21 protein-coding genes are annotated in these 18,541 nt (G+C 52.0%); 5 read left to right on the forward strand and 16 right to left on the reverse strand.

The window, feature by feature from the left end; genetic code table 11:
* Window positions 1-330: 330 nt before the first annotated feature.
* Window positions 331-1,530 (reverse strand): tyrosine--tRNA ligase, encoded by a 1,200-nt coding sequence (gene tyrS, locus BLV87_RS12070; protein ID WP_093069024.1) that lies wholly within the window; start codon window positions 1,528-1,530, stop codon window positions 331-333.
* Between the two features lie 569 nt (window positions 1,531-2,099).
* On the opposite strand from tyrS, the gene BLV87_RS12075 reads away from it, so the two are divergent.
* Window positions 2,100-3,380: a M23 family metallopeptidase gene (locus BLV87_RS12075; RefSeq protein WP_175517928.1), complete on the forward strand. Its 1,281-nt coding sequence runs from the start codon at window positions 2,100-2,102 to the stop codon at window positions 3,378-3,380.
* Between the two features lie 48 nt (window positions 3,381-3,428).
* Here the strand turns inward: BLV87_RS12075 and iscX are convergent, their stop codons facing one another.
* From iscX to hypE, 12 genes are read right to left on the reverse strand one after another with little or no spacing between them, the layout of a single operon-like run.
* Complete coding sequence (gene iscX / locus BLV87_RS12080; RefSeq protein WP_093069027.1) at window positions 3,429-3,632, reverse strand: Fe-S cluster assembly protein IscX; 204 nt, start codon at window positions 3,630-3,632, stop codon at window positions 3,429-3,431.
* 12 nt (window positions 3,633-3,644) lie between these two features.
* The gene (fdx, locus tag BLV87_RS12085) at window positions 3,645-3,983 is read right to left on the reverse strand and encodes an ISC system 2Fe-2S type ferredoxin (protein WP_093069028.1); all 339 of its coding nucleotides are present in this window, start codon (window positions 3,981-3,983) and stop codon (window positions 3,645-3,647) included.
* A 4-nt stretch (window positions 3,984-3,987) separates the two neighbouring features.
* Window positions 3,988-5,850, reverse strand: coding sequence for a Fe-S protein assembly chaperone HscA (gene hscA / locus BLV87_RS12090; protein WP_093069029.1), 1,863 nt, complete (start codon window positions 5,848-5,850; stop codon window positions 3,988-3,990).
* Window positions 5,851-5,858: 8 nt separating this feature from the next.
* Window positions 5,859-6,395, reverse strand: coding sequence for a Fe-S protein assembly co-chaperone HscB (hscB, locus tag BLV87_RS12095; RefSeq protein WP_245707017.1), 537 nt, complete (start codon window positions 6,393-6,395; stop codon window positions 5,859-5,861).
* 5 nt (window positions 6,396-6,400) lie between these two features.
* Window positions 6,401-6,721, reverse strand: coding sequence for an iron-sulfur cluster assembly protein IscA (gene iscA, locus BLV87_RS12100; protein WP_093069031.1), 321 nt, complete (start codon window positions 6,719-6,721; stop codon window positions 6,401-6,403).
* Window position 6,722: 1 nt separating this feature from the next.
* Window positions 6,723-7,109 (reverse strand): Fe-S cluster assembly scaffold IscU, encoded by a 387-nt coding sequence (gene iscU / locus BLV87_RS12105; protein WP_093069033.1) that lies wholly within the window; start codon window positions 7,107-7,109, stop codon window positions 6,723-6,725.
* Between the two features lie 21 nt (window positions 7,110-7,130).
* A complete protein-coding gene (locus tag BLV87_RS12110; protein WP_281241323.1) occupies window positions 7,131-8,354 on the reverse strand; it encodes an IscS subfamily cysteine desulfurase in 1,224 nt (407 codons plus the stop codon).
* Window positions 8,355-8,375: 21 nt separating this feature from the next.
* Window positions 8,376-8,843, reverse strand: coding sequence for a Fe-S cluster assembly transcriptional regulator IscR (iscR, locus tag BLV87_RS12115; protein WP_093069035.1), 468 nt, complete (start codon window positions 8,841-8,843; stop codon window positions 8,376-8,378).
* Between the two features lie 54 nt (window positions 8,844-8,897).
* Window positions 8,898-9,695: a serine O-acetyltransferase gene (gene cysE / locus BLV87_RS12120; protein WP_093069036.1), complete on the reverse strand. Its 798-nt coding sequence runs from the start codon at window positions 9,693-9,695 to the stop codon at window positions 8,898-8,900.
* Window positions 9,696-9,721: 26 nt separating this feature from the next.
* Window positions 9,722-12,046 (reverse strand): carbamoyltransferase HypF, encoded by a 2,325-nt coding sequence (hypF, locus tag BLV87_RS12125; RefSeq protein WP_093069037.1) that lies wholly within the window; start codon window positions 12,044-12,046, stop codon window positions 9,722-9,724.
* 3 nt (window positions 12,047-12,049) lie between these two features.
* The gene (locus BLV87_RS12130; RefSeq protein WP_093069038.1) at window positions 12,050-12,676 is read right to left on the reverse strand and encodes a YkgJ family cysteine cluster protein; all 627 of its coding nucleotides are present in this window, start codon (window positions 12,674-12,676) and stop codon (window positions 12,050-12,052) included.
* Between the two features lie 17 nt (window positions 12,677-12,693).
* Window positions 12,694-13,719, reverse strand: coding sequence for a hydrogenase expression/formation protein HypE (gene hypE, locus BLV87_RS12135; protein WP_093069041.1), 1,026 nt, complete (start codon window positions 13,717-13,719; stop codon window positions 12,694-12,696).
* Between the two features lie 88 nt (window positions 13,720-13,807).
* Between hypE and BLV87_RS12140 the strand changes: the two genes are divergently transcribed.
* The 4 genes from BLV87_RS12140 (at window position 13,808) to BLV87_RS12150 (ending at window position 16,563) form a co-directional block, all read left to right on the forward strand.
* Window positions 13,808-14,062 carry an AbrB/MazE/SpoVT family DNA-binding domain-containing protein gene (locus BLV87_RS12140; protein WP_245707018.1) on the forward strand — a complete coding sequence of 85 codons (255 nt, stop codon included), beginning with the start codon at window positions 13,808-13,810 and terminating at the stop codon, window positions 14,060-14,062.
* Window positions 14,055-14,459, forward strand: coding sequence for a type II toxin-antitoxin system VapC family toxin (locus BLV87_RS12145; RefSeq protein ID WP_093069043.1), 405 nt, complete (start codon window positions 14,055-14,057; stop codon window positions 14,457-14,459). Before BLV87_RS12140 ends, BLV87_RS12145 begins: the two co-directional genes overlap by 8 nt.
* Window positions 14,460-14,682: 223 nt before the next feature.
* A complete protein-coding gene (locus BLV87_RS20075) occupies window positions 14,683-14,781 on the forward strand; it encodes an elongation factor 1-alpha C-terminal domain-related protein (RefSeq protein ID WP_425441557.1) in 99 nt (32 codons plus the stop codon).
* 15 nt (window positions 14,782-14,796) lie between these two features.
* Window positions 14,797-16,563 (forward strand): SLC13 family permease, encoded by a 1,767-nt coding sequence (locus BLV87_RS12150; RefSeq protein WP_093069045.1) that lies wholly within the window; start codon window positions 14,797-14,799, stop codon window positions 16,561-16,563.
* A 37-nt stretch (window positions 16,564-16,600) separates the two neighbouring features.
* Here the strand turns inward: BLV87_RS12150 and hypD are convergent, their stop codons facing one another.
* Genes hypD through BLV87_RS12165 form a run of 3 tightly spaced genes read right to left on the reverse strand, consistent with a single transcriptional unit; the run spans window position 16,601 to window position 18,533 of the window.
* Window positions 16,601-17,725, reverse strand: a complete 1,125-nt coding sequence (gene hypD / locus BLV87_RS12155; RefSeq protein WP_093069047.1) for a hydrogenase formation protein HypD — start codon at window positions 17,723-17,725, stop codon at window positions 16,601-16,603.
* Window positions 17,722-18,006 (reverse strand): HypC/HybG/HupF family hydrogenase formation chaperone, encoded by a 285-nt coding sequence (locus BLV87_RS12160; protein ID WP_093069049.1) that lies wholly within the window; start codon window positions 18,004-18,006, stop codon window positions 17,722-17,724. Before BLV87_RS12160 ends, hypD begins: the two co-directional genes overlap by 4 nt.
* A gap of 14 nt (window positions 18,007-18,020) precedes the next feature.
* A complete protein-coding gene (locus BLV87_RS12165; protein WP_093069050.1) occupies window positions 18,021-18,533 on the reverse strand; it encodes a glycine cleavage system transcriptional repressor in 513 nt (170 codons plus the stop codon).
* Window positions 18,534-18,541 lie beyond the last annotated feature (8 nt).

The following is an 18,541-nucleotide window of genomic DNA, read 5'->3' on the forward strand; positions in this document are numbered from 1 at the left end:
AATCCATCGAAATTACGTATACATTACATTAACGTGAACTCAATGGTTGCTTGCTTCTGTGCCTCTCGACACAACCACAAGCCCCCACACAAGTTTTCTGGCTTCTTTTGTTAATCTGCGCACTGCTCTCTAAGCAGCGAGGGGCGAATCTTAAAGGCTTTTGAACTTCGTGTCAAACACTTTTTCAAAATTCTTTTTTCGATCCCGAAAACCGAATAATCACTTAAGTTGTTGATTCCGCTTTCGTTTTAGAGCGTTTCCGCCCTGAGTGAGACGCGCATTATACAGACCAGCAGATGACCGTCAAGCGCTTTTTTCAGGTTTTTCACGTCACACCAATGTTATTTTAGCAAACTTGCGTTTTCCAACCTGAAACACGGCAGAAATCCCTTTTTCAATCAAAAGATTACGGTCTTCTACCTTAACCCCATCGATTTTCACGCCACCCTGTTGAATCATACGCAAAGCATCAGAAGTGCTACCAAGCAAACCAGCAGCTTTCAATAATGACGCAATTGGCATCCCCACCCCTTCGGCAACGAGGCTAATTTCATCCATTTCATCCGGCATTACGCCTTTCTGGAAACGCGCAATGAAGTCTTCACGTGCGCCGACCGCCGCTGATTGACCGTGGAAACGGGCAATCAACTCTTCTGCCAATAAGAACTTGAGGTCACGCGGGTTCGCCCCCTGCTCCACATCCTGCTTGAAACCCTTCAGTTCAGTCAGTGGGCGGAAACTCAGTAATTCAAAGTAACGCCACATCAACTCATCTGAAATCGACATAATCTTGCCAAACATATCGTTAGGCGCGTCAGTAATACCAATGTAGTTACCCAGCGACTTAGACATTTTATTAACGCCATCCAAGCCTTCGAGCAAAGGCATAGTCATGACCACCTGCTGCTCTTGACCGTATTGACGCTGTAAATCACGCCCCATCAGGAGATTAAACTTCTGATCTGTTCCACCCAGCTCAACATCGGCTTTCATCGCCACGGAATCGTAGCCCTGTACTAATGGATAGAGGAACTCATGAATCGCAATCGACTGCCCCGACTTGTAACGTTTAGTAAAATCATCCCGCTCCAACATCCGCGCCACGGTTTGCTTGGCGGCCAATTGGATCAAGCCCGCACTACCCAATTGATTCATCCACACCGAATTAAACATGATCTCGGTTTTATCTGGATCAAGAATCTTAAAAATCTGTTCCTGATACGTCAGGGAATTCTGTTGTACCTGTTCAACCGTCAAGGGTGGGCGCGTCGCCGATTTACCCGTCGGATCACCGATCATCCCCGTAAAATCACCGATCAGAAATAAAATCTGGTGTCCAGCGTCTTGAAACTGTCTCATCTTATTAATGAGCACTGTATGTCCCAGATGCAGATCAGGCGCAGTTGGATCGAAACCCGCTTTTATCCTAAGTGGCTTACCTTTTTTAAGTTTCGCCACCAATTCGGCTTCGACTAGTACCTCTTCGCAGCCACGCACCAGCTCTTGCATCAGGTCAGCAACATCATCCATTTAACATGCTCCAGAATTGACAATTCTTTAATTTTGATCTACATAGAAAGATAAGTTTATCAGTTTTCTCAGGTGCAAGGTCAAGCAAGCATAGAGAGTGTCGGCATTTTTGGCTGATAAGCGTGGTGAGTCAACCTCTATTGAGTTCAGGAATGATTCAGTACATACTCGCTAACCTCTGCTTTACTTGCAGGTTTTTGCATGAAAAACATACAGAAACACACTATTTGATAACAAGTATGGAGTGAAAACCCTTGTCATCGTTTACACGAAAGTCGCAACCCAAGAAAAGCTGGGACGAGACTATGAAAGGCTTTGATTTCCCCGGATGCTATATCCCTGCGGATCACAAATCTGGATCAATAAAGACTCCCTCTAAATTGTTGGAAAGCCTTTTCAAACCTGTTCCAGCTAATATTAGGGTAAAGCCCCTAAAAAACAGCGCGAAGCCAAAAACACCAACTCCACCACCTACGCTTCCCACTAAAAAACCACTGCGCTACCTCGCGACCCGCTCACTATTGCTTGCCTGTGGCCTTGCTACTCTGGGTAATGTACCCGTTTACTCAATGATCAGCAGCACTAAAGATGGCAAAATCATCCACTTGACAGAGCCATTGCTGGATAGCACATCCCCCGCGCAAATCGTCAAGGATCTGAATTTACCAGCCGTTGCGGTTGAATCCTTCTCAGGATACGCCGTCGACATTTTGCCAGATGCCACGCAAGGTAACTGGTCAGCACACACCATAGAAACTGATGACACCCTAGAATCCATTCTAGGCAGACTCGAACTCACGAAAACGTCACAGAAATTGCTGGAAAATACCACTATCAAGCAAGCACTCGGCAATCTGAAAGCGAATACCCGCCTTTTCACCCAAGTCGTTGATGACAGCCTACAGCAACTCATTTATGCAAAAAGTAACACTGACGTTTACATCGTTTCCGTGACGGATGACGGCTACATCGGCAAATGGGAAACCAATGCATTAGAAACCCGTAATGCCAAAATCGCTTTCACCGTGAAACACTCCATACAGCGAGATGGCAAAGCCGCTGGTTTAAGTAACTCTGTTATCCGGCAACTCAGTCAAGTATTCCAAAAAGATGTCGATTTCAAGAAGGGTGTCAAAGTTGGCGATAAAGTTGGCGTCATCTTTGAAGATTTCCGTTACCAAGGCGAAAGCATCTATACCGACAAAGTATTAGCGGCAGAATACCGCACCGGTAAAAAGTCCTATCAACGTGTGCGGTTTACGCTAAGCGATGGCAGCAGAACCGACTACTTCCGCCCTGATGGAGACACTGAACTAAAGCGTTCTGCTTTTGACCGCAAGCCGCTGGCAGATGGACGCATGAGTTCTGGCTTTGGAATGCGTCGCCACCCCGTATTCGGTTTACGTAAAAATCATGCCGGTACAGATTTCGCTGCACCTCGTGGCACACCGATTTATGCAACCGCCGATGGCAGCGTAAAATCTATCGGTCGACAAGGCGGTTACGGCAATGTCATTGAGTTGAGCCATATCAATGGCATCACGACTCTGTACGGCCACATGTCAGCTTTCAAAGACGATTTAAAATCAGGTCAAAGCGTTAAACGCGGTGATGTGATTGGGTATGTTGGCTCAACGGGAACATCCACTGGCAACCATGTGCATTACGAATTCCGCGTTAATGGTGAACCGCAAAACCCAATGGCAGTAGAACTTCCGCAAGTCGGCATTATGACAGCCGAAGAAATGCGAAGCTTTAAAAGTATCGCAACTGCAATGGTGCAAGACCTTGCAGACTTGCGCAAATTGGCTTCAGCCGATCAAGCAGACCGCACACAAAACGGCGGTTAAATCACACCAAATGGCTTGTTGCTGCTCACAACAAGCCATACCCACCACCTACTCGGTCTCTTCAATCCACGCCATTTGAATCGCTTCTAGGATCTTCTCGTTGGATTTTTCCGGGTTATCACTAAACCCCTCCAATGCCTGCACCCATGCATGTAAATCGGTAAAGCGAATGTAACGCGGATCAACATCAGGGTGCGCATCGTTTAATTGGATGGCAATTTCCAAGGTATCCGTCCATTTAAGTTCGTCCATTTCCCACTCCCCTTAATGATTTTCAGACACCATATTGATGGTATATTTAGGAATTTCGATCACCAAATCTTCATCGGCAACTTTCGCTTGGCAACTCAGGCGCGAATCTGGATCGACACCCCACGCTTTATCCAAATAATCTTCTTCCAAATCAGTCGCATCAGTCAGCGAATCGAAACCTTCGCGAATGTAAACGTGACAAGTCGTGCAAGCACACGATTTCTCGCAAGCGTGTTCTATGGCAATACCATGCGCCAACGCCGCATCACAAATAGTCGTCCCCGACTCGACATCCAACACCGCACCTTCTGGGCAAATATCTTCGTGCGGTAAAAAAATCAGTTTTGGCATGGTGTTATCCTTTGAACTCGTCAACCCGGTGGCCGGTCATCGCAGCGCGAATACTGGCATTCATACGGCGCTCTACATAAGTTTCGGCGGCTTTTTCCAACGCCTTGATTCCCGCTTCAATCGCTTGGTAATCACTGCTGGGGCGCAGTTCTACTAATTTGGCTCGAAAACCGAGGATATGCTCACGCTCAGCAGCACTCAGCAATACCTCGCCATCTACTTGTAGGGCAGCATCCAGCGCTTCGATGGCACGATCCGCTTCTACTTGCTGTTCACGCAAACGCCGCGCTTCCATGTCATCACGAGCATGGGTCATGGAATCGCGCAACATGGTTTCTATCTCAATGTCGCTCAAACCGTAAGAAGGTTTAACTTCGACCCCAGCCGTAATGCCTGTGGTTTGCTCTTGTGCGGTCACATTCAACAAACCATCCGCATCCACTTGAAAAGTCACACGGATACGCGCCGCGCCCGCCACCATCGGCGGAATCCCACGCAGTGAAAAACGTGCCAACGAGCGGCAAGCCTCAACAGTATCCCGTTCGCCTTGTAACACATGGATAGACATCGCCGTTTGCCCATCTTTAAACGTGGTGAACTCCTGAGCGCGAGCCACGGGAATGGTCGTATTGCGGGGAATCACTTTTTCCACCAATCCGCCCATGGTTTCCAACCCCAATGACAGAGGAATCACATCCAGTAACAGCATATCGGAATCGGGCTTATTGCCTGCCAATATATCGGCTTGAATCGCCGCCCCAAGCGCCACTACTCGATCAGGGTCGATATTCACCAACGGCGGCTTACCGAAAAACTCGCTAACCTGTTCGCGCACCGCTAATACACGGGTCGAACCACCGACCATGACGACATCTTTCACCTCATCTTTGCTCAGATTCGCATCACGCAAAGTACGGCGGCACGCCATCAAGGTCTTTTTAATCAACGGCGCAATCAAGTCATTCATTTGGCTGCGCGTGAATTCGCCCTGCCACTCCCCTAACCTCACCTCAGTAGTTTCTGCCGTCGTCAGCGCTTCTTTAGCATCACGTGCCACCACCAACGCACCGCGCAACACGGTTTGCTCGGCACTGCCTTGCAAGCCAGCCGCTTGCAACAACCACTCCGCAATCACATGATCGAAATCATCGCCACCGAGTGCCGAATCACCACCCGTTGCCAATACTTCAAACACGCCCTTATGCAAACGCAAAATCGAAATGTCAAACGTGCCGCCGCCCAAATCGTAGACCGCGATCACGCCTTCGGCATCCTGATCCAAACCATAAGCAACGGCGGCAGCGGTTGGCTCATTCAATAAGCGATACACATTCAAACCCGCCAACGTCGCGGCATCCCGGGTAGCTTGACGTTGCGCATCATCGAAATATGCCGGAACGGTAATCACCACACCGGTCAAATCACCGCCCAAGGTTTCTTCCGCACGTTGCTTGAGGACGCGCAAAATTTCTGCCGACACCTCCACCGCCGACACATCGCCGCCCACGGTATGCATACGCGGCACTGTCGATTCGCCACTCACAAAGTGGTACGGCAAATGTCCGCCAAGCTGTGTCACATCGTCCACCCCACGCCCCATCAGGCGTTTAGCAGAAGCAATGGTATTGTAGGGGTCTTGGCTAATCGCGGCTTTGGCATCGTACCCAACCAGCGGCACAGCAGCGGCTTGATAACGCACCACGGAAGGCAATAAATGCCTACCCTCTGCATCTGCCAACGTATCGGCTTGCCCGCTGCGCACGGTAGCAACTAATGAATTGGTTGTCCCAAGGTCAATGCCCACCGCCAGCCGATGCTGATGCGCAGTCGTGGACATGCCGGGTTCGGAAATTTGCAGTAATGCCATGATTAATCCTAGAAGCTTTCTTCAAGACGTTCTTCACGCTGGCGAATGTCTTCCAGCAGACGCTCGAAAAAGCGCATTTTGAGCATAGCATCTTTGGCGGCAGGCAGGTGTTGCTGCGCCCATGCTGAGGTGAAATCGCCTTCCAAATCGTGCATGGCTTGGCGCACTTGCGTGGCTAACGCATCCAGCACTTCAAACGGCTCATCCGCCGTTTCAGCCTCTTCAATTGCCTCGCGCAACTCCATCTGCTCCATAAGAAACTCAGGATCGGAAGAGGTATCGCGTTCATCATTAATCACAACACCCGCCAGCACCAACAAATAACGGGCGCGAAGGCGCGGTTGCCGTAACGTATCGTGCGCTTCATTCAGCAATGAGGTAATTTGCATTGCCAAGCGCCGCTCCTGATCGCTGCCGCTGGCAAACCGATCAGGATGGTATTGGGATTGCAATTCGCGAAAACGCTGACTTAACACCGCGCCATCGACCTCGAATTGCGGCGGCAAACCGAACAGGGCGAAATAATCCTGTTGCAGCGCTGACATTGCCATTAGACCGTGAAGCTCTCACCACACCCACAACGCGCTTTTTCGTTAGGGTTGGTGAATTTAAAGCCTTCGTTCAAACCTTCGCGGGCATAATCGACCTCAGTGCCATCCAAATACACCAACGCTTTGGGATCGACGATGACTTTTACACCCAGACTTTCAAACACTGTGTCTTCTGCTTGCAGATCATCCACGAACTCCATCACATAAGCCATGCCGGAGCAACCGTTGGTTTTCACACCCAAGCGTAAACCCAAGCCTTTACCACGATTGGCAATAAACTTGGTAACGCGGGCAGCAGCGGATTCAGTCAAGGTAATCATCTTATGCACCTGCCTGTTTTTTCTGATAATCCTCGATCGCGGTACGAATAGCATCTTCAGCCAGTACCGAACAATGAATTTTCACCGGTGGTAAATCCAGTTCCGCCGCGATGTCGGTATTCTTGATTTGCTTAGCCTCTTCCAGCGTTTTGCCTTTGACCCATTCGGTCAACAAGCTAGAAGATGCAATCGCAGAGCCACAACCGTAAGTTTTGAACTTAGCATCTTCGATAATGCCTTGGTCGTTCACCTTGATTTGCAGCTTCATTACGTCACCGCAAGCCGGTGCGCCAACCATACCCGTACCGATATTCACATCAGCCTTGTTGAAACTGCCCACATTGCGGGGATTTTCGTAATGGTCAATGACCTTTTCACCGTATGCCATGATCTATTCCTCGTAGAAATCTTAATGCGAAACCCATTCGACCTTACTAATGTCGATGCCTTCTTGGAACATTTCCCACAGCGGGGAAAGTTCACGCAGTTTTTCGACCGCTGTGCGAATACGTCCGATGGCGTAATCCACGTCTTCGACGGTGCTGAATCGCCCCATCGACAAGCGTAGGGAACTGTGTGCCAATTCATCACTACGCCCCAAAGCACGCAACACATAACTGGGTTCGAGACTGGCACTGGTACACGCTGAACCGGAAGACATCGCCAAATCTTTCAACGACATCATCAGACTTTCGCCTTCAACGTAGTTAAAACTAATGTTCAGAATCCCTGCAACGCGGTGTTCCAAATCACCGTTGACGTACACTTCTTCAATATCTTTTAGACCATCGTACAAGCGATTGCGTAACATTAGTATACGATCTTTCTCGGTATCCATCTCTAGCTTGGCAATGCGAAATGCTTCCCCCATACCCACAATTTGGTGCGTAGGCAAGGTACCGGAACGCATTCCGCGTTCGTGACCGCCCCCGTGCATTTGCGCTTCAATACGTACACGCGGCTTGCGACGCACATACAATGCACCAATGCCTTTAGGGCCGTAAATCTTGTGAGCCGAAAAGCTCATCATATCCACTTTCAAAGCTTCCATGTCAATCGGCACTTTACCGGCACTTTGCGCCGCATCCACATGGAACACTGTTTTGTTCGCACGGCACATTTCACCAATCGCGGCGATGTCCTGAATCACACCTGTTTCATTATTGACCTGCATGATGGAAACCACGGTGGTGTCTTCACGCATGGCTGCTTTAAGCTTATCTAGGTCAATCAAACCATTGGGTTCTGGATCAAGGTACGTGACTTCAAAACCTTCACGTTCCAATTGGCGGCACGTATCCAACACGGCTTTGTGTTCGGTTTTGCAGGTAATAATGTGTTTACCGCGACGTTCATTAAAATGTGCCGCACCTTTGATCGCGAGATTATTGGATTCAGTTGCACCGCTCGTCCAGACAATTTCTTTAGCATCCGCATTGATCAGCGCGGCGACATCATGGCGAGCCTGCTCCACTGCCTCTTCGGCCGCCCAACCAAACGCATGGCTTTTGGATGCAGGGTTGCCGAACATGCCAGTAGGGGTCAAGTATTGCATCATTCTTTCGGCAACACGCGGGTCAACGGGAGTCGTTGCGGCGTAATCGAAGTAAATGGGCATTTTCATTTCACTCATGGGGCTTGTCCTGCACTAGCATTAATGGGAATGTGAATGGATAAAATCAATGCGCTTATTATGCTGACGCGCAGCGGTTTCTTGGACTTCCATTTTGGCGGTCATGTCAGCAAGGGTGATTTCTGACAGGAAGACGCGAATTTGGTTACTCAAGTCCATCCACAAATCGTGGGTCAGGCAACGTTTGTTGTCTTGGCAATCGCCTAAGCCGCCACAGCGGGTAGCATCCACGTTTTCATCGACGGCGCTGATAATGTCAGCAATCACAATGTCGGCGGCAGCGCCGTTCAGTTGGTAGCCACCACCGGGGCCACGCATACTGACCACCAGCCCGGCTTTACGCAATTTGGCAAACAGTTGTTCCAAATAGGAAAGTGATATATCCTGCCGTTCAGAAATCTCCGCCAGCGATACTGGCTGCTCCCCATTGTGCAAGGCCAAATCCAGCATGGCTGTCACTGCATAGCGACCCTTAGTAGTCAATTTCATATTGATGCTCTCCATTCAAGCTGAATGCATCCTATCAATACCTGACAAAACTAGTCAAGTATTAAGGTTTTCCGTATCTCTTTTGGCAGAGTCGTCACTACTACCATCCATACCACCAAAACCTTCCGTTTTTAACATGGGCAATGGCACCATTTCCAAGTGCCCGCCAAGACGATGCACTTCTTCACAGAGTTTATCCATACGCTCATCCATAAGGTGAATGTGGTCAAGCATTCGGTTAACGGCATTGGCTACGGGGTCAGGCATATCTTGGGTTGCGCCATAAGCGTCGAATCCCATTTTCTGCGCAATTTCCTCACGGCGTTTTTCTTGGTGTTTGCGTGGGGTGACGACACGCCCCGGAATGCCCGTCACGGTAGCACCTTCCGGCACACTTTTCACCACGACGGCATTGGAACCGACCCGCGCACCGTTAGCTAAGGTAATCGGGCCGAGAATTTTTGCACCCGCACCAATGACCACATCATTGCCCAAGGTCGGGTGGCGTTTGCCTTTTTGCCAACTTGTGCCGCCCAAGGTGACGCCGTGGTAAAGGGTGCAATCGTCGCCAATTTCCGCCGTTTCGCCAATCACCACGCCCATGCCGTGATCGATAAAAAAGCGCCGCCCGATGGTTGCGCCGGGATGAATTTCCACGCCGGTAAACAAACGTGCCACATTCGACAATACCCTCGCTAACCATTTAAAACCGTGATGCCATAACCAATGGCTAACGTGGTGAATGAAAACAGCGTGCAAACCGGGGTAAGTGGTAACGATTTCAAATACATTGCGGGCAGCCGGGTCACGGTCAAAGATGCAGTAAATGTCTTCACGGATTCGCGCAAACATGCAATTCCTCAGGCAGCAATGGGGGTTCAGGGGGCATAGTATGCCTGCTTCTGAAGCATTGCGCCAATCACAGCCTGACCTAAGGCAATGCCACCGTCATTGGTGGGTACGTGCTGGTGAGTGAGTACCTGCTGCCCAAACCCTTGCAGGCGTTGGCTAATGCCGTTGAACAGGATGGCATTTTGAAACACGCCACCCGACAACGCGATGGCTTTAATTTCCGGGTATTCCACCCACAAACGTTGTGCCAACTCGCTAATAATGTGAATCAAACCTTGGTGGAATTGTGCAGCAATCGCTTCACGGCAATAACCGGTTTGCAGGTCTTTGAGCAATTCAAACCACATCGATGCGGGGTCGATTTCCCAACAACCCGCCGCATTCTTTTCCAGCGCAAACGGATAGGGAGGAACGATATTGAGCAAACAGGCTGGAGTAATAGATTCGAGTTCAATGGCTGCTTGCCCTTCGTAGCTGATGCTGTCACGGCTGCAATCCAACGCAGCCGCCACCGCATCAAACAACCGCCCGCAAGAACTGCTCGACGGGGAATTCAGCCCCCGCATTAACATGGTTTCCAGCGTTGCTAACGGTTGTTGTTGCAGGTATTGAATCAGTCCCAGATCGGCAAAACAGGTACTGACTTCTGACCAGCCGAGCGCGTGCAAATGCGCCCAAGTATTGCGCCAGGGTTGCAAAATGGCTTGCGTACCGCCGGGCATGGCGATGGGTTTGAAATGCCCTACCCGCTCGTAACCGCTGTAATCTGCCAGCAAAAATTCGCCGCCCCAGAGTGTGCCATCATCACCGTAGCCCAAGCCATCCAACACAATGCCTAGCACCTTGCCGCCATCCAACGGCCAGCCGTTTTCTGCCATGCAAGCAGCAACGTGGGCGTGGTGATGTTGCACTTCGATTAGCGGCAAACCCTGTTCCCGCGCCCATTGTTGCCCCAGTTGAGTGGAGCGGTAGCCGGGGTGTTTATCCACCACAATCGCTTGCGGCTGATGTTGGAACAGGTCACGGTAGAGCTGTAAGGTATGGGTATATTCGCGCCAAGTACGCGCATCTTCGAGGTCGCCTAAGTGTTGCGAGAGGATGGCTTGCCCGTCACGTAGCAGGGCGAATGTGTTTTTGAGTTCGCCCCCCATTGCCAACAGTGGCGGAGCCTCCATAAAGTCTGACGGCAAGCGAATAGGTTCGGGGGCATAGCCACGCGCACGGCGCAATAAGCGCGGTTTGCCTGCGAGAATACGAGTGACGGAATCATCAACACGGTTCACGATGGGGCGATTGTGTAACAACAAGTAGTCGGTGATGCCCTGCATTCGCTGACGGGTTTCATCCAACGTTATACACTGCGGTTCTTCGCTGAGGTTGGCGCTGGTCATGATCAGCGGCGTATTCCAAGTGTCGAGTAGCAGGGCGTGGAGGGGGGTGTAGGAGAGCATGAAACCGATGGTAGGGATTTCTCCTCCCACCCTCCGTTCTAACAATACAATCGGCGCATGTTTGCTGTGCAATAACGCCGCTTCTGCCTCGCTCATGTAGCAATGCTGGCGAATAACCTCTATATCCCGTGCCATCAACGCCAACGGTTTCTGATAACGGCGTTTACGACGGCGAAGCTCAGCAACACTGGTTTCATTCATTGCATCGCAGACAAGGTGCACGCCCCCCAAGCCCATTAGCGCGATAATGCGACCTTCACGTAGCAAGCGGCTGGCTGTGTCGATGCAATCACGTTCCGCTGCGGTTGGTTCAATCCCCTGCCCTGCCATATCTTCCAACCACACCTTAGGGCCACATGTCGGGCAAGCATTCGGTTGTGCATGAAAACGCCGGTCAGCAGGGTCGGTGTATTCGCGCAAGCATTCGGGACATTGCTCAAATCCTGCCATGCTGGTGTTGGCACGATCATACGGAATGGTACGCACAATGCTCAAACGCGGGCCGCAATGGGTGCAATTGGTAAACGGGTAACGGTAACGGCGGTTGTTTGGATCGAAAATATCCGCACGGCAAGCGGCACACATTGCCGCATCTGCCACAATACCCGTGTGAACGTCGCCGGATTCACTGGCGATAATGCGGAAATCGTGGTGTGGACAATTGGCATCCAGTACCGTGATGTGAATACCATCAATTCGTGCCAACGGTGGAATCTCGGTACGTAATTGCTGTTGGAAATCAGCCAGTGCAGATTCATTGCCCCATGCCTCGATCAGCACGCCGCTGCTGTCATTGCGCACTGTTCCCGCGATGCCGCACGCCTGTGCCAAGCGCCAGACATTCGGGCGAAATCCCACACCTTGCACCAAACCAGTAATGCGAATACGGCACGCACGCATCCGCTATGACTCAAGCCGTGCGGCTAAATGCGCCCAGTCAATTTCCTGCAAAACCCGCGCTTGTTGTTGCACGTAATGTTGCTGCATCGCTGCCTGCTTTTGCTCCGGCGTTACCATCCCATGAAACGGCAACATTGCCTCGTAAGCCCCATCCTGATGCACTTTGAGCGGGGTCAACACATCTTCGCGACGTGTGTAGAAAGCATCCTCGCCTTCCACACACGTTTTGCCAAACACATTGAAATGGCGGCACGCCAACGGACGCATCGGGTGCACGCTACACGCCCCCTCCAACAAAAACGGGCAAGGCTGCCCTGCCACATGATTCGCCAGTTGCGGTTTCAAGCGGGTGCGTGTCTCAGCGGGCATGATGTTGGTGACATACCAATACAGCCCCAGCAATTCCAGCGGGAAAATCGGGATGGTGGTGTGGCTCTTGCAGCAATTGGAACAGCCTTTAGCACAGGCGAGTTTACGACCGTTGCGCTCTTCTTGTTGAATGCCTTTGGCAACACCGACATCAGCGCGGTAATAAGCGTCGAAGGCGTAACCCAGCCATTTATTTGCCGCCTCGTCAGCAGGAAACTTGAGGCGTTGGGGTTTGCCATAAGCGGCTTTTTTGGTTTTCATCCAGACTCCGATGGGGTTCAGCAAATGCGCGGTAACTGCTCTCCCGGCAGCATATCAACAATCCGTTCCCCACCGAAAGCGGTTTGCAAGATCACATGCCCGTCGCCTTCCACCACCGTACCGATGATGCAGGCGTGATAGCCTGCGGGAATGCGTTTCATCGCTGCCAACACGGCTTGTGCTGCGCTGATGGGGACGACAGCCACCAGCTTACCTTCATTCGCAAGGTAAAGCGGGTCTAAACCCAGAATCTCGCACATACCGCGCACAGGTGTACGTATCGGCAGAAATTCTTCCTTTAGCACCATATCCACGTGGGAACGTTCCGCAAATTCATTCAGCACCGTCGCCAACCCGCCACGGGTTGCATCGCGCAAGCAATGAATGTCGGGGCAAGCGGCAAACATCGCTTCCACCAGCGCATTCAACGGGGCGCAATCAGATTCAATATCCGCCTCCAATGCCAAATCACCCCGCGCATTCAGGATTGCTGCACCATGATCGCCCAACCAGCCGTTGACGATCACCACATCGCCCACTTGCGCACTGCCTGCGGACGGGTTGAAACCTGCGGGAATTACGCCCACCCCAGCGGTATTGATAAACAGCTTATCCGCGCCGCCGCGTTGCACCACTTTGGTATCACCCGTGACGATTTGCACACCTGCTTCATCCGCCGCCAAGCGCATGGATTGCAATATGCGGGCGAAGGTTTCCAGCGGCAACCCTTCTTCAATAATGAAACCGCAACTCAAGTACAGCGGCTTTGCACCCCCGACGGCGAGGTCATTGACTGTGCCATTGATAGCAAGTGTGCCAATATTACCACCGGGGAACTCCAACGGGGTGACAACGTAAGAATCAGTGGTGAAGGCTAGGCGGTCGCCTTGCGCAACCAATGCTGCCAGTGGAATGCGGGCTTGATCTTCACCTTCTTCCAGCAGTGGGTTGCTGAAAGTGCTGCGGATCAAGTCATCGACCAGTTGATGCATGGCGCGTCCGCCACTGCCGTGAGCGAGGGTAATTGTGCCGGTAAGATTCATAACGGATTCCTCTGGTATTTTTATCGCATTCTACCAGTATTTTTACTATCATGACACAAAGTAATATGTTTGCCACAGGGAGAAAATCATGTCAGCTATTGCCATACAAGTCTCACAAGGCGGGAGGATTGTCATCCCTGCCGATATACGCCAGAAAATGGGCATCAGCATTGGGGATGAAGTGTTGTTGACATGGCAGGAAGGCAGTCAAGAACTGCGCATTGCTACCCGCAAACAGCGTTTGCAACGGGCGCGTCAACTCGTGCAGCAACACGTTAAACCCAAGGTTTCGCTGGTGGATGAATTAATGCGTGAACGCCAACAGGCAGCGGCTGATGAGTAAAATGATTTTGGATGCCTCCGCGATTCTGGCTTATTTGTTTGACGAAAGTAGCGCGGAAATGGTGACGCCAGTGTTAGAAAATGGGCAAGGCATTATGTCCAGCGTCAATTACGCGGAAGTCGTCAGTAAACTCATCGATCACCACATGCCTGCGGAAGCTATCCGTGCGGCATTGGATGATTTGGACGTGGAAGTCATTGCTTTCGATACGCAACAAGCCTTTATCACGGGTGAATTGCGGGCAGACAGCAAACCATTGGGATTATCACTCGGCGACCGCGCTTGTTTAGCTTTGGCAAGCGTGCTGCAACTCCCGGTACTGACGGCTGACCATCACTGGACGCTGATGCCGGGGACGTTGGATGTGCGTGTGATCCGCGAGAAGAAGCGGGGATAAGCCGTCATTGTCGGGCGACGGGCTATTTCACCACTGTTTCAATACCGTTGCCAGCTTCACGTTCGGGTCATCTGCCTACATGTATTCCACGAACAACGGGATGAGTTCGTCGGTGCTGAAACTCTCCTTGCTGATGGTGGAATAGACCACCAGCCTGTCGTAGCGCTGTTCCGCTTCACTGATACCGACCACCCGCAATACCAAAGCGAAGCTGGCACAGCTTTTGCGGGCAGCTCCGTATACCGATAACCGTGCTACCGGTGCTTTTATTGTCATTGATGCGGTCACCAACAATACAGTAGGGGCTGGGATGGCCGTTTAACAAAGGAGGCCGCGTATGGGTTGGGAAGGCATTCTGTCCACTCTGTTAGTCGTGGGCGTGTTGGGTTTTCTGGCCTTGTCCAGAATTACGCCTGACCTGATTTTAATGGCAGCGTTAATCATTCTGCTGGTTAGCGGCGTGGTAACGCCGGAAGTTGCTTTTGCCGGGTTTGGTAATACCGGTCTGATGACGATTGCGGCTTTGTATGTGGTGGCAGCGGGTTTGCGTGAAACGGGCGCAATCCAGTGCATTACACGTCGTTTACTGGGGCAACCCTCGACCGTGCGCGAAGCACAATTCCGCATGTTGCTGCCGACCGCCGGTTTGAGCGCATTCCTGAATAACACAACGGTAGTAGCGATGCTGATTCCGGCGATTCAGGAATGGTGTCAGCGGCTCAAGCTGCCACCGTCCAAGTTGCTGATGCCGTTGAGTTTCGCCGCTATTCTGGGCGGAACTTGCACCCTGATTGGTACAAGTACCAATCTCGTCGTGAATGGTTTGTTGCAGAAAAGCGGTTATCCCGGTTTGGGCATGTTCGACATTAGCAGCGTTGGGCTGGTGTTGTTGCTGGCAGCGGGTGCGTTTCTGCTGTTATTTAGTAGCCGTTTGCTGCCTGATCGGGGCGGTGTGAATGAGGGGCTGGAAAGCCTGCGTGAATACCGGGTCGACATGCTGGTAGAGGGTTCCACACTGGCGGGACAGTCGCTATCGGCAGCGGGTCTGCTGAATTTGGGCTATGGCTATCTGACGGAATTGGGCAGAGGAAAGGTGATTATCCGCCATCCGGCTCACGATTTCGTCCTGCGAGAAGACGACCGCTTATCCTTTGTGGGTGCGCCACGGTGCGCTCAAGAACTACGCAGCATTCAGGGGTTGAAGCCCGCCAACGACGACATTCAGCGACTGGACATTGTGCATTTCCGCCGCCGTCTGGTAGAAGCAGTGATCGGCCCAGATTTTCCGTTTCTGGGCATGACGCTGGAAGAATGTGATTTTCTGGGTTCCTATCAGGCGGTGGTGTTGTCAGTGTCACGCGGTAGCGAAAGCAACCTGCCGGATCGAGGGCTAGGAGCGCGTTTGCAAGTGGGCGACACCCTATTGATGGAAGCGGGTAAAGAGTTCACCAACCAGTACCGTTTCCGCAAGGACTTTTTGCTGGTGAGTGCGCTGGAAGATTCCAGCCCGCCCAATTTCCAGAAAGCGCAACTGGCACTGGGTATTCTGGCAGCAATGGTACTGCTGAGCGCCTTCAAAATCGTGCCAATTCTGCAAGCAGCATGGCTGGCTGCTGGTGTCATGCTGATCACTGGCTGCATGAATGCGGGGCTGGCAAGACGTTCCATCGATTTCTCGGTGCTGACGGTGATCGGCGCATCCTTCGCGCTGGGGGAGGCAATGAACTCTAGTGGCGCAGCAAAGTTTCTGGCGGAATTCCTGATGTTCAACGGGCAACTGACACCTGTGCTGATGCTGGTGCTGGTTTACGCCCTGACAGCCATATTTACCGAGTTAATTACCAACAATGCGTCTGCTGTGCTGATGTACCCGATTGCTGGCTCTGTGGCGGAGCAGTTGGGGGTGAATTTCATGCCATTCGCCATCGCTATCATGTTTGCGGCTTCCGCCAGTTTCATTACACCGATCGGCTACCAGACCAATCTGATGGTGTATGGGCCAGGCGGCTACCGGATGAGCGATTACCTGCGTTTGGGAGTTCCATTCAGCATCCTGACCGGGTGCGTGACAATTCCAGCGATTTTGTGGTTTTGGCCTTTTTAAAGCGGACGAATCAAGAGGCATATCTGAAAATCCCAGTTCAAGACCGTTTTGCCAACTTCCCATAAGCATAATACGCCGCACACGAACCTTCCGGCGACACCATCAACGCCCCCAGCGGATTCTGCGGATTGCACGTCTTCGCAAACGCCGGACATTCCCACGGCTTCATCACCCCGCGCAATACATCCGCGCATTTGAGGTGTTCGGGGTCGTGGGTACTCGCCGTCGCTTGCAGCTTAAACTTCTTTTCCGCATCGTAAGCCGCATACGCCTCCCGAATCTGGATACCCGCGTCACCAATATTCCCCAAGCCCCGAAACTCGCTATGTTCCCGCGTTTCGTACACCTCAGCAATGGCTTTCAAGCCCGCGACATTGCCCGCTTCCGGCACAATCCGCGCATACTGGTTTTCGACCTCGCAACGCCCTTCGGCAAACTGTTTCACCAGCATCCACAAGGCTTGCAAAATATCGAGTGGTTCAAAGCCGGTAATCACCAACGGCTTGTGGTAATCGCGGGTCACGAAATCATACGGATGTGCGCCGATCACCATACTGACGTGACCGGGTGCGAGGAAACCATCCAGCCGCAAATCAGGATCGGTGAGAATCGCCCGCATCGTCGCAGGCGTGGTGATGTGATTACAAAACAGCGAAAAGTTTTGCAGCCCTTCACGGTATGCCTGCAACAGGGTCAATGCGGTACTGGGCATGGTGGTTTCAAACCCCAGCGCGAAAAACACCACCTCACGCTCAGGCTGTTTGCGGGCAAGCGCCAGCGCATCCATCGGCGAATACACCATGCGTACATCGCAACCCTCGGCTTTGGCTTGCAGCAGGCTTTTGCGCGTACCGGGGACACGCATCGCATCACCAAACGTGGTAAAAATCACGCCAGGCTGTTCCGCAATTGCTACGCAATCATCCACCCGTGCCATCGGCAACACACACACCGGGCAACCGGGGCCATGCACCATTTCAATCTCAGCAGGCAACATCGACTCAATGCCGTATTTGAACAGGGTATGCGTATGACCGCCGCAGAATTCCATGATTTGCAGCGGCATGTCGCGTTGACCACGAGCGATAGGTGCAAGCCGCTTGATTTCCTCCACCAGCTTTTTAGCGGTAGTCGGATCGCGGAATTCGTCCATGTACTTCATGCGGAAGCCCCTACTTGCCGCATCAGGTCGATCTCGGCCTGCATGTCACCCAATTCTGCCAGCAAAGCTAAGGTACGAGCGGCTTCCTCCTCATCCAACCGGCTCATCGCGAAACCTGCGTGTACCAGCACCCAATCGCCCACGCAACTTTCAGCCGGGTGTTCGTCATCGACCACGCAAGTGATAATGACATCGCGTTTCACCCCGCCAATGTCCACTTTGGCAACGAGGAATTCAAGATCAACCAATTCGGTAATTTGTCCGGGGATGCCGAGGCACATGCTGCTCTCCTTGCTTAACTAAAACTGAGGTCTACCGTCAGCGGATCAGGCATCGCTTCAAACGCGCCTTGCACATCGTCCGCCGTCACACCATCCGGTAAACCCAGTTTGAGGTGGGCGTAGAACATTAGCTCGCTCGACATAGGCGCGGCGCGTTGTTCGCTTTCTAACTCTTCGATATTGACATTCAAGGCGGCGAGTTGGCGGGTAATGTCGTGGATAATGCCGGGGCGGTCATGACCTAACAGCTCCAAGGTCAGCGGCGTGATATTGCGCGGAGCGGCAACTTCGCTGTCCGTTACCAAGATTTGCAGACCGTCGTTTTGCAAGGCTTGTAGGGCTTGTTTGAGATTGGCGACGTGTTCTTGCGGCAGGGTGACATGAGCAAGACCGGCAAATTGTCCTGCGAGGTGAACCATGCGGCTTTCCTGCCAGTTGCCTTGGTGGGCGGTGACGGCTTCAGCAAGGGATTTGACCAGACCAGCGCGGTCAGAGCCAAGAACAGTCAGTACCAGTGAGGATTGCATGAAAACTC

The sequence above is a fragment of the Thiothrix caldifontis genome (assembly GCF_900107695.1).
GTDB classification, from domain to species: Bacteria; Pseudomonadota; Gammaproteobacteria; order Thiotrichales; family Thiotrichaceae; genus Thiothrix; species Thiothrix caldifontis.

What these genes read in the sequence shown, in the direction of transcription:
- tyrS (WP_093069024.1), bottom strand. Translation starts at nt 1,530, where the DNA reads ATGGATGATGTTGCTGACCTGATGCAAGAGCTGGTGCGTGGCTGCGAA.
- BLV87_RS12075 (WP_175517928.1), top strand. Translation starts at nt 2,100, where the DNA reads ATGATCAGCAGCACTAAAGATGGCAAAATCATCCACTTGACAGAGCCA.
- iscX (WP_093069027.1), bottom strand. Translation starts at nt 3,632, where the DNA reads ATGGACGAACTTAAATGGACGGATACCTTGGAAATTGCCATCCAATTA.
- fdx (WP_093069028.1), bottom strand. Translation starts at nt 3,983, where the DNA reads ATGCCAAAACTGATTTTTTTACCGCACGAAGATATTTGCCCAGAAGGT.
- hscA (WP_093069029.1), bottom strand. Translation starts at nt 5,850, where the DNA reads ATGGCATTACTGCAAATTTCCGAACCCGGCATGTCCACGACTGCGCAT.
- hscB (WP_245707017.1), bottom strand. Translation starts at nt 6,395, where the DNA reads ATGTCAGCGCTGCAACAGGATTATTTCGCCCTGTTCGGTTTGCCGCCG.
- iscA (WP_093069031.1), bottom strand. Translation starts at nt 6,721, where the DNA reads ATGATTACCTTGACTGAATCCGCTGCTGCCCGCGTTACCAAGTTTATT.
- iscU (WP_093069033.1), bottom strand. Translation starts at nt 7,109, where the DNA reads ATGGCATACGGTGAAAAGGTCATTGACCATTACGAAAATCCCCGCAAT.
- BLV87_RS12110 (WP_281241323.1), bottom strand. Translation starts at nt 8,354, where the DNA reads ATGAGTGAAATGAAAATGCCCATTTACTTCGATTACGCCGCAACGACT.
- iscR (WP_093069035.1), bottom strand. Translation starts at nt 8,843, where the DNA reads ATGAAATTGACTACTAAGGGTCGCTATGCAGTGACAGCCATGCTGGAT.
- cysE (WP_093069036.1), bottom strand. Translation starts at nt 9,695, where the DNA reads ATGTTTGCGCGAATCCGTGAAGACATTTACTGCATCTTTGACCGTGAC.
- hypF (WP_093069037.1), bottom strand. Translation starts at nt 12,046, where the DNA reads ATGCGTGCGTGCCGTATTCGCATTACTGGTTTGGTGCAAGGTGTGGGA.
- BLV87_RS12130 (WP_093069038.1), bottom strand. Translation starts at nt 12,676, where the DNA reads ATGAAAACCAAAAAAGCCGCTTATGGCAAACCCCAACGCCTCAAGTTT.
- hypE (WP_093069041.1), bottom strand. Translation starts at nt 13,719, where the DNA reads ATGAATCTTACCGGCACAATTACCCTCGCTCACGGCAGTGGCGGACGC.
- BLV87_RS12140 (WP_245707018.1), top strand. Translation starts at nt 13,808, where the DNA reads ATGTCAGCTATTGCCATACAAGTCTCACAAGGCGGGAGGATTGTCATC.
- BLV87_RS12145 (WP_093069043.1), top strand. Translation starts at nt 14,055, where the DNA reads ATGAGTAAAATGATTTTGGATGCCTCCGCGATTCTGGCTTATTTGTTT.
- BLV87_RS12150 (WP_093069045.1), top strand. Translation starts at nt 14,797, where the DNA reads ATGGGTTGGGAAGGCATTCTGTCCACTCTGTTAGTCGTGGGCGTGTTG.
- hypD (WP_093069047.1), bottom strand. Translation starts at nt 17,725, where the DNA reads ATGAAGTACATGGACGAATTCCGCGATCCGACTACCGCTAAAAAGCTG.
- BLV87_RS12160 (WP_093069049.1), bottom strand. Translation starts at nt 18,006, where the DNA reads ATGTGCCTCGGCATCCCCGGACAAATTACCGAATTGGTTGATCTTGAA.
- BLV87_RS12165 (WP_093069050.1), bottom strand. Translation starts at nt 18,533, where the DNA reads ATGCAATCCTCACTGGTACTGACTGTTCTTGGCTCTGACCGCGCTGGT.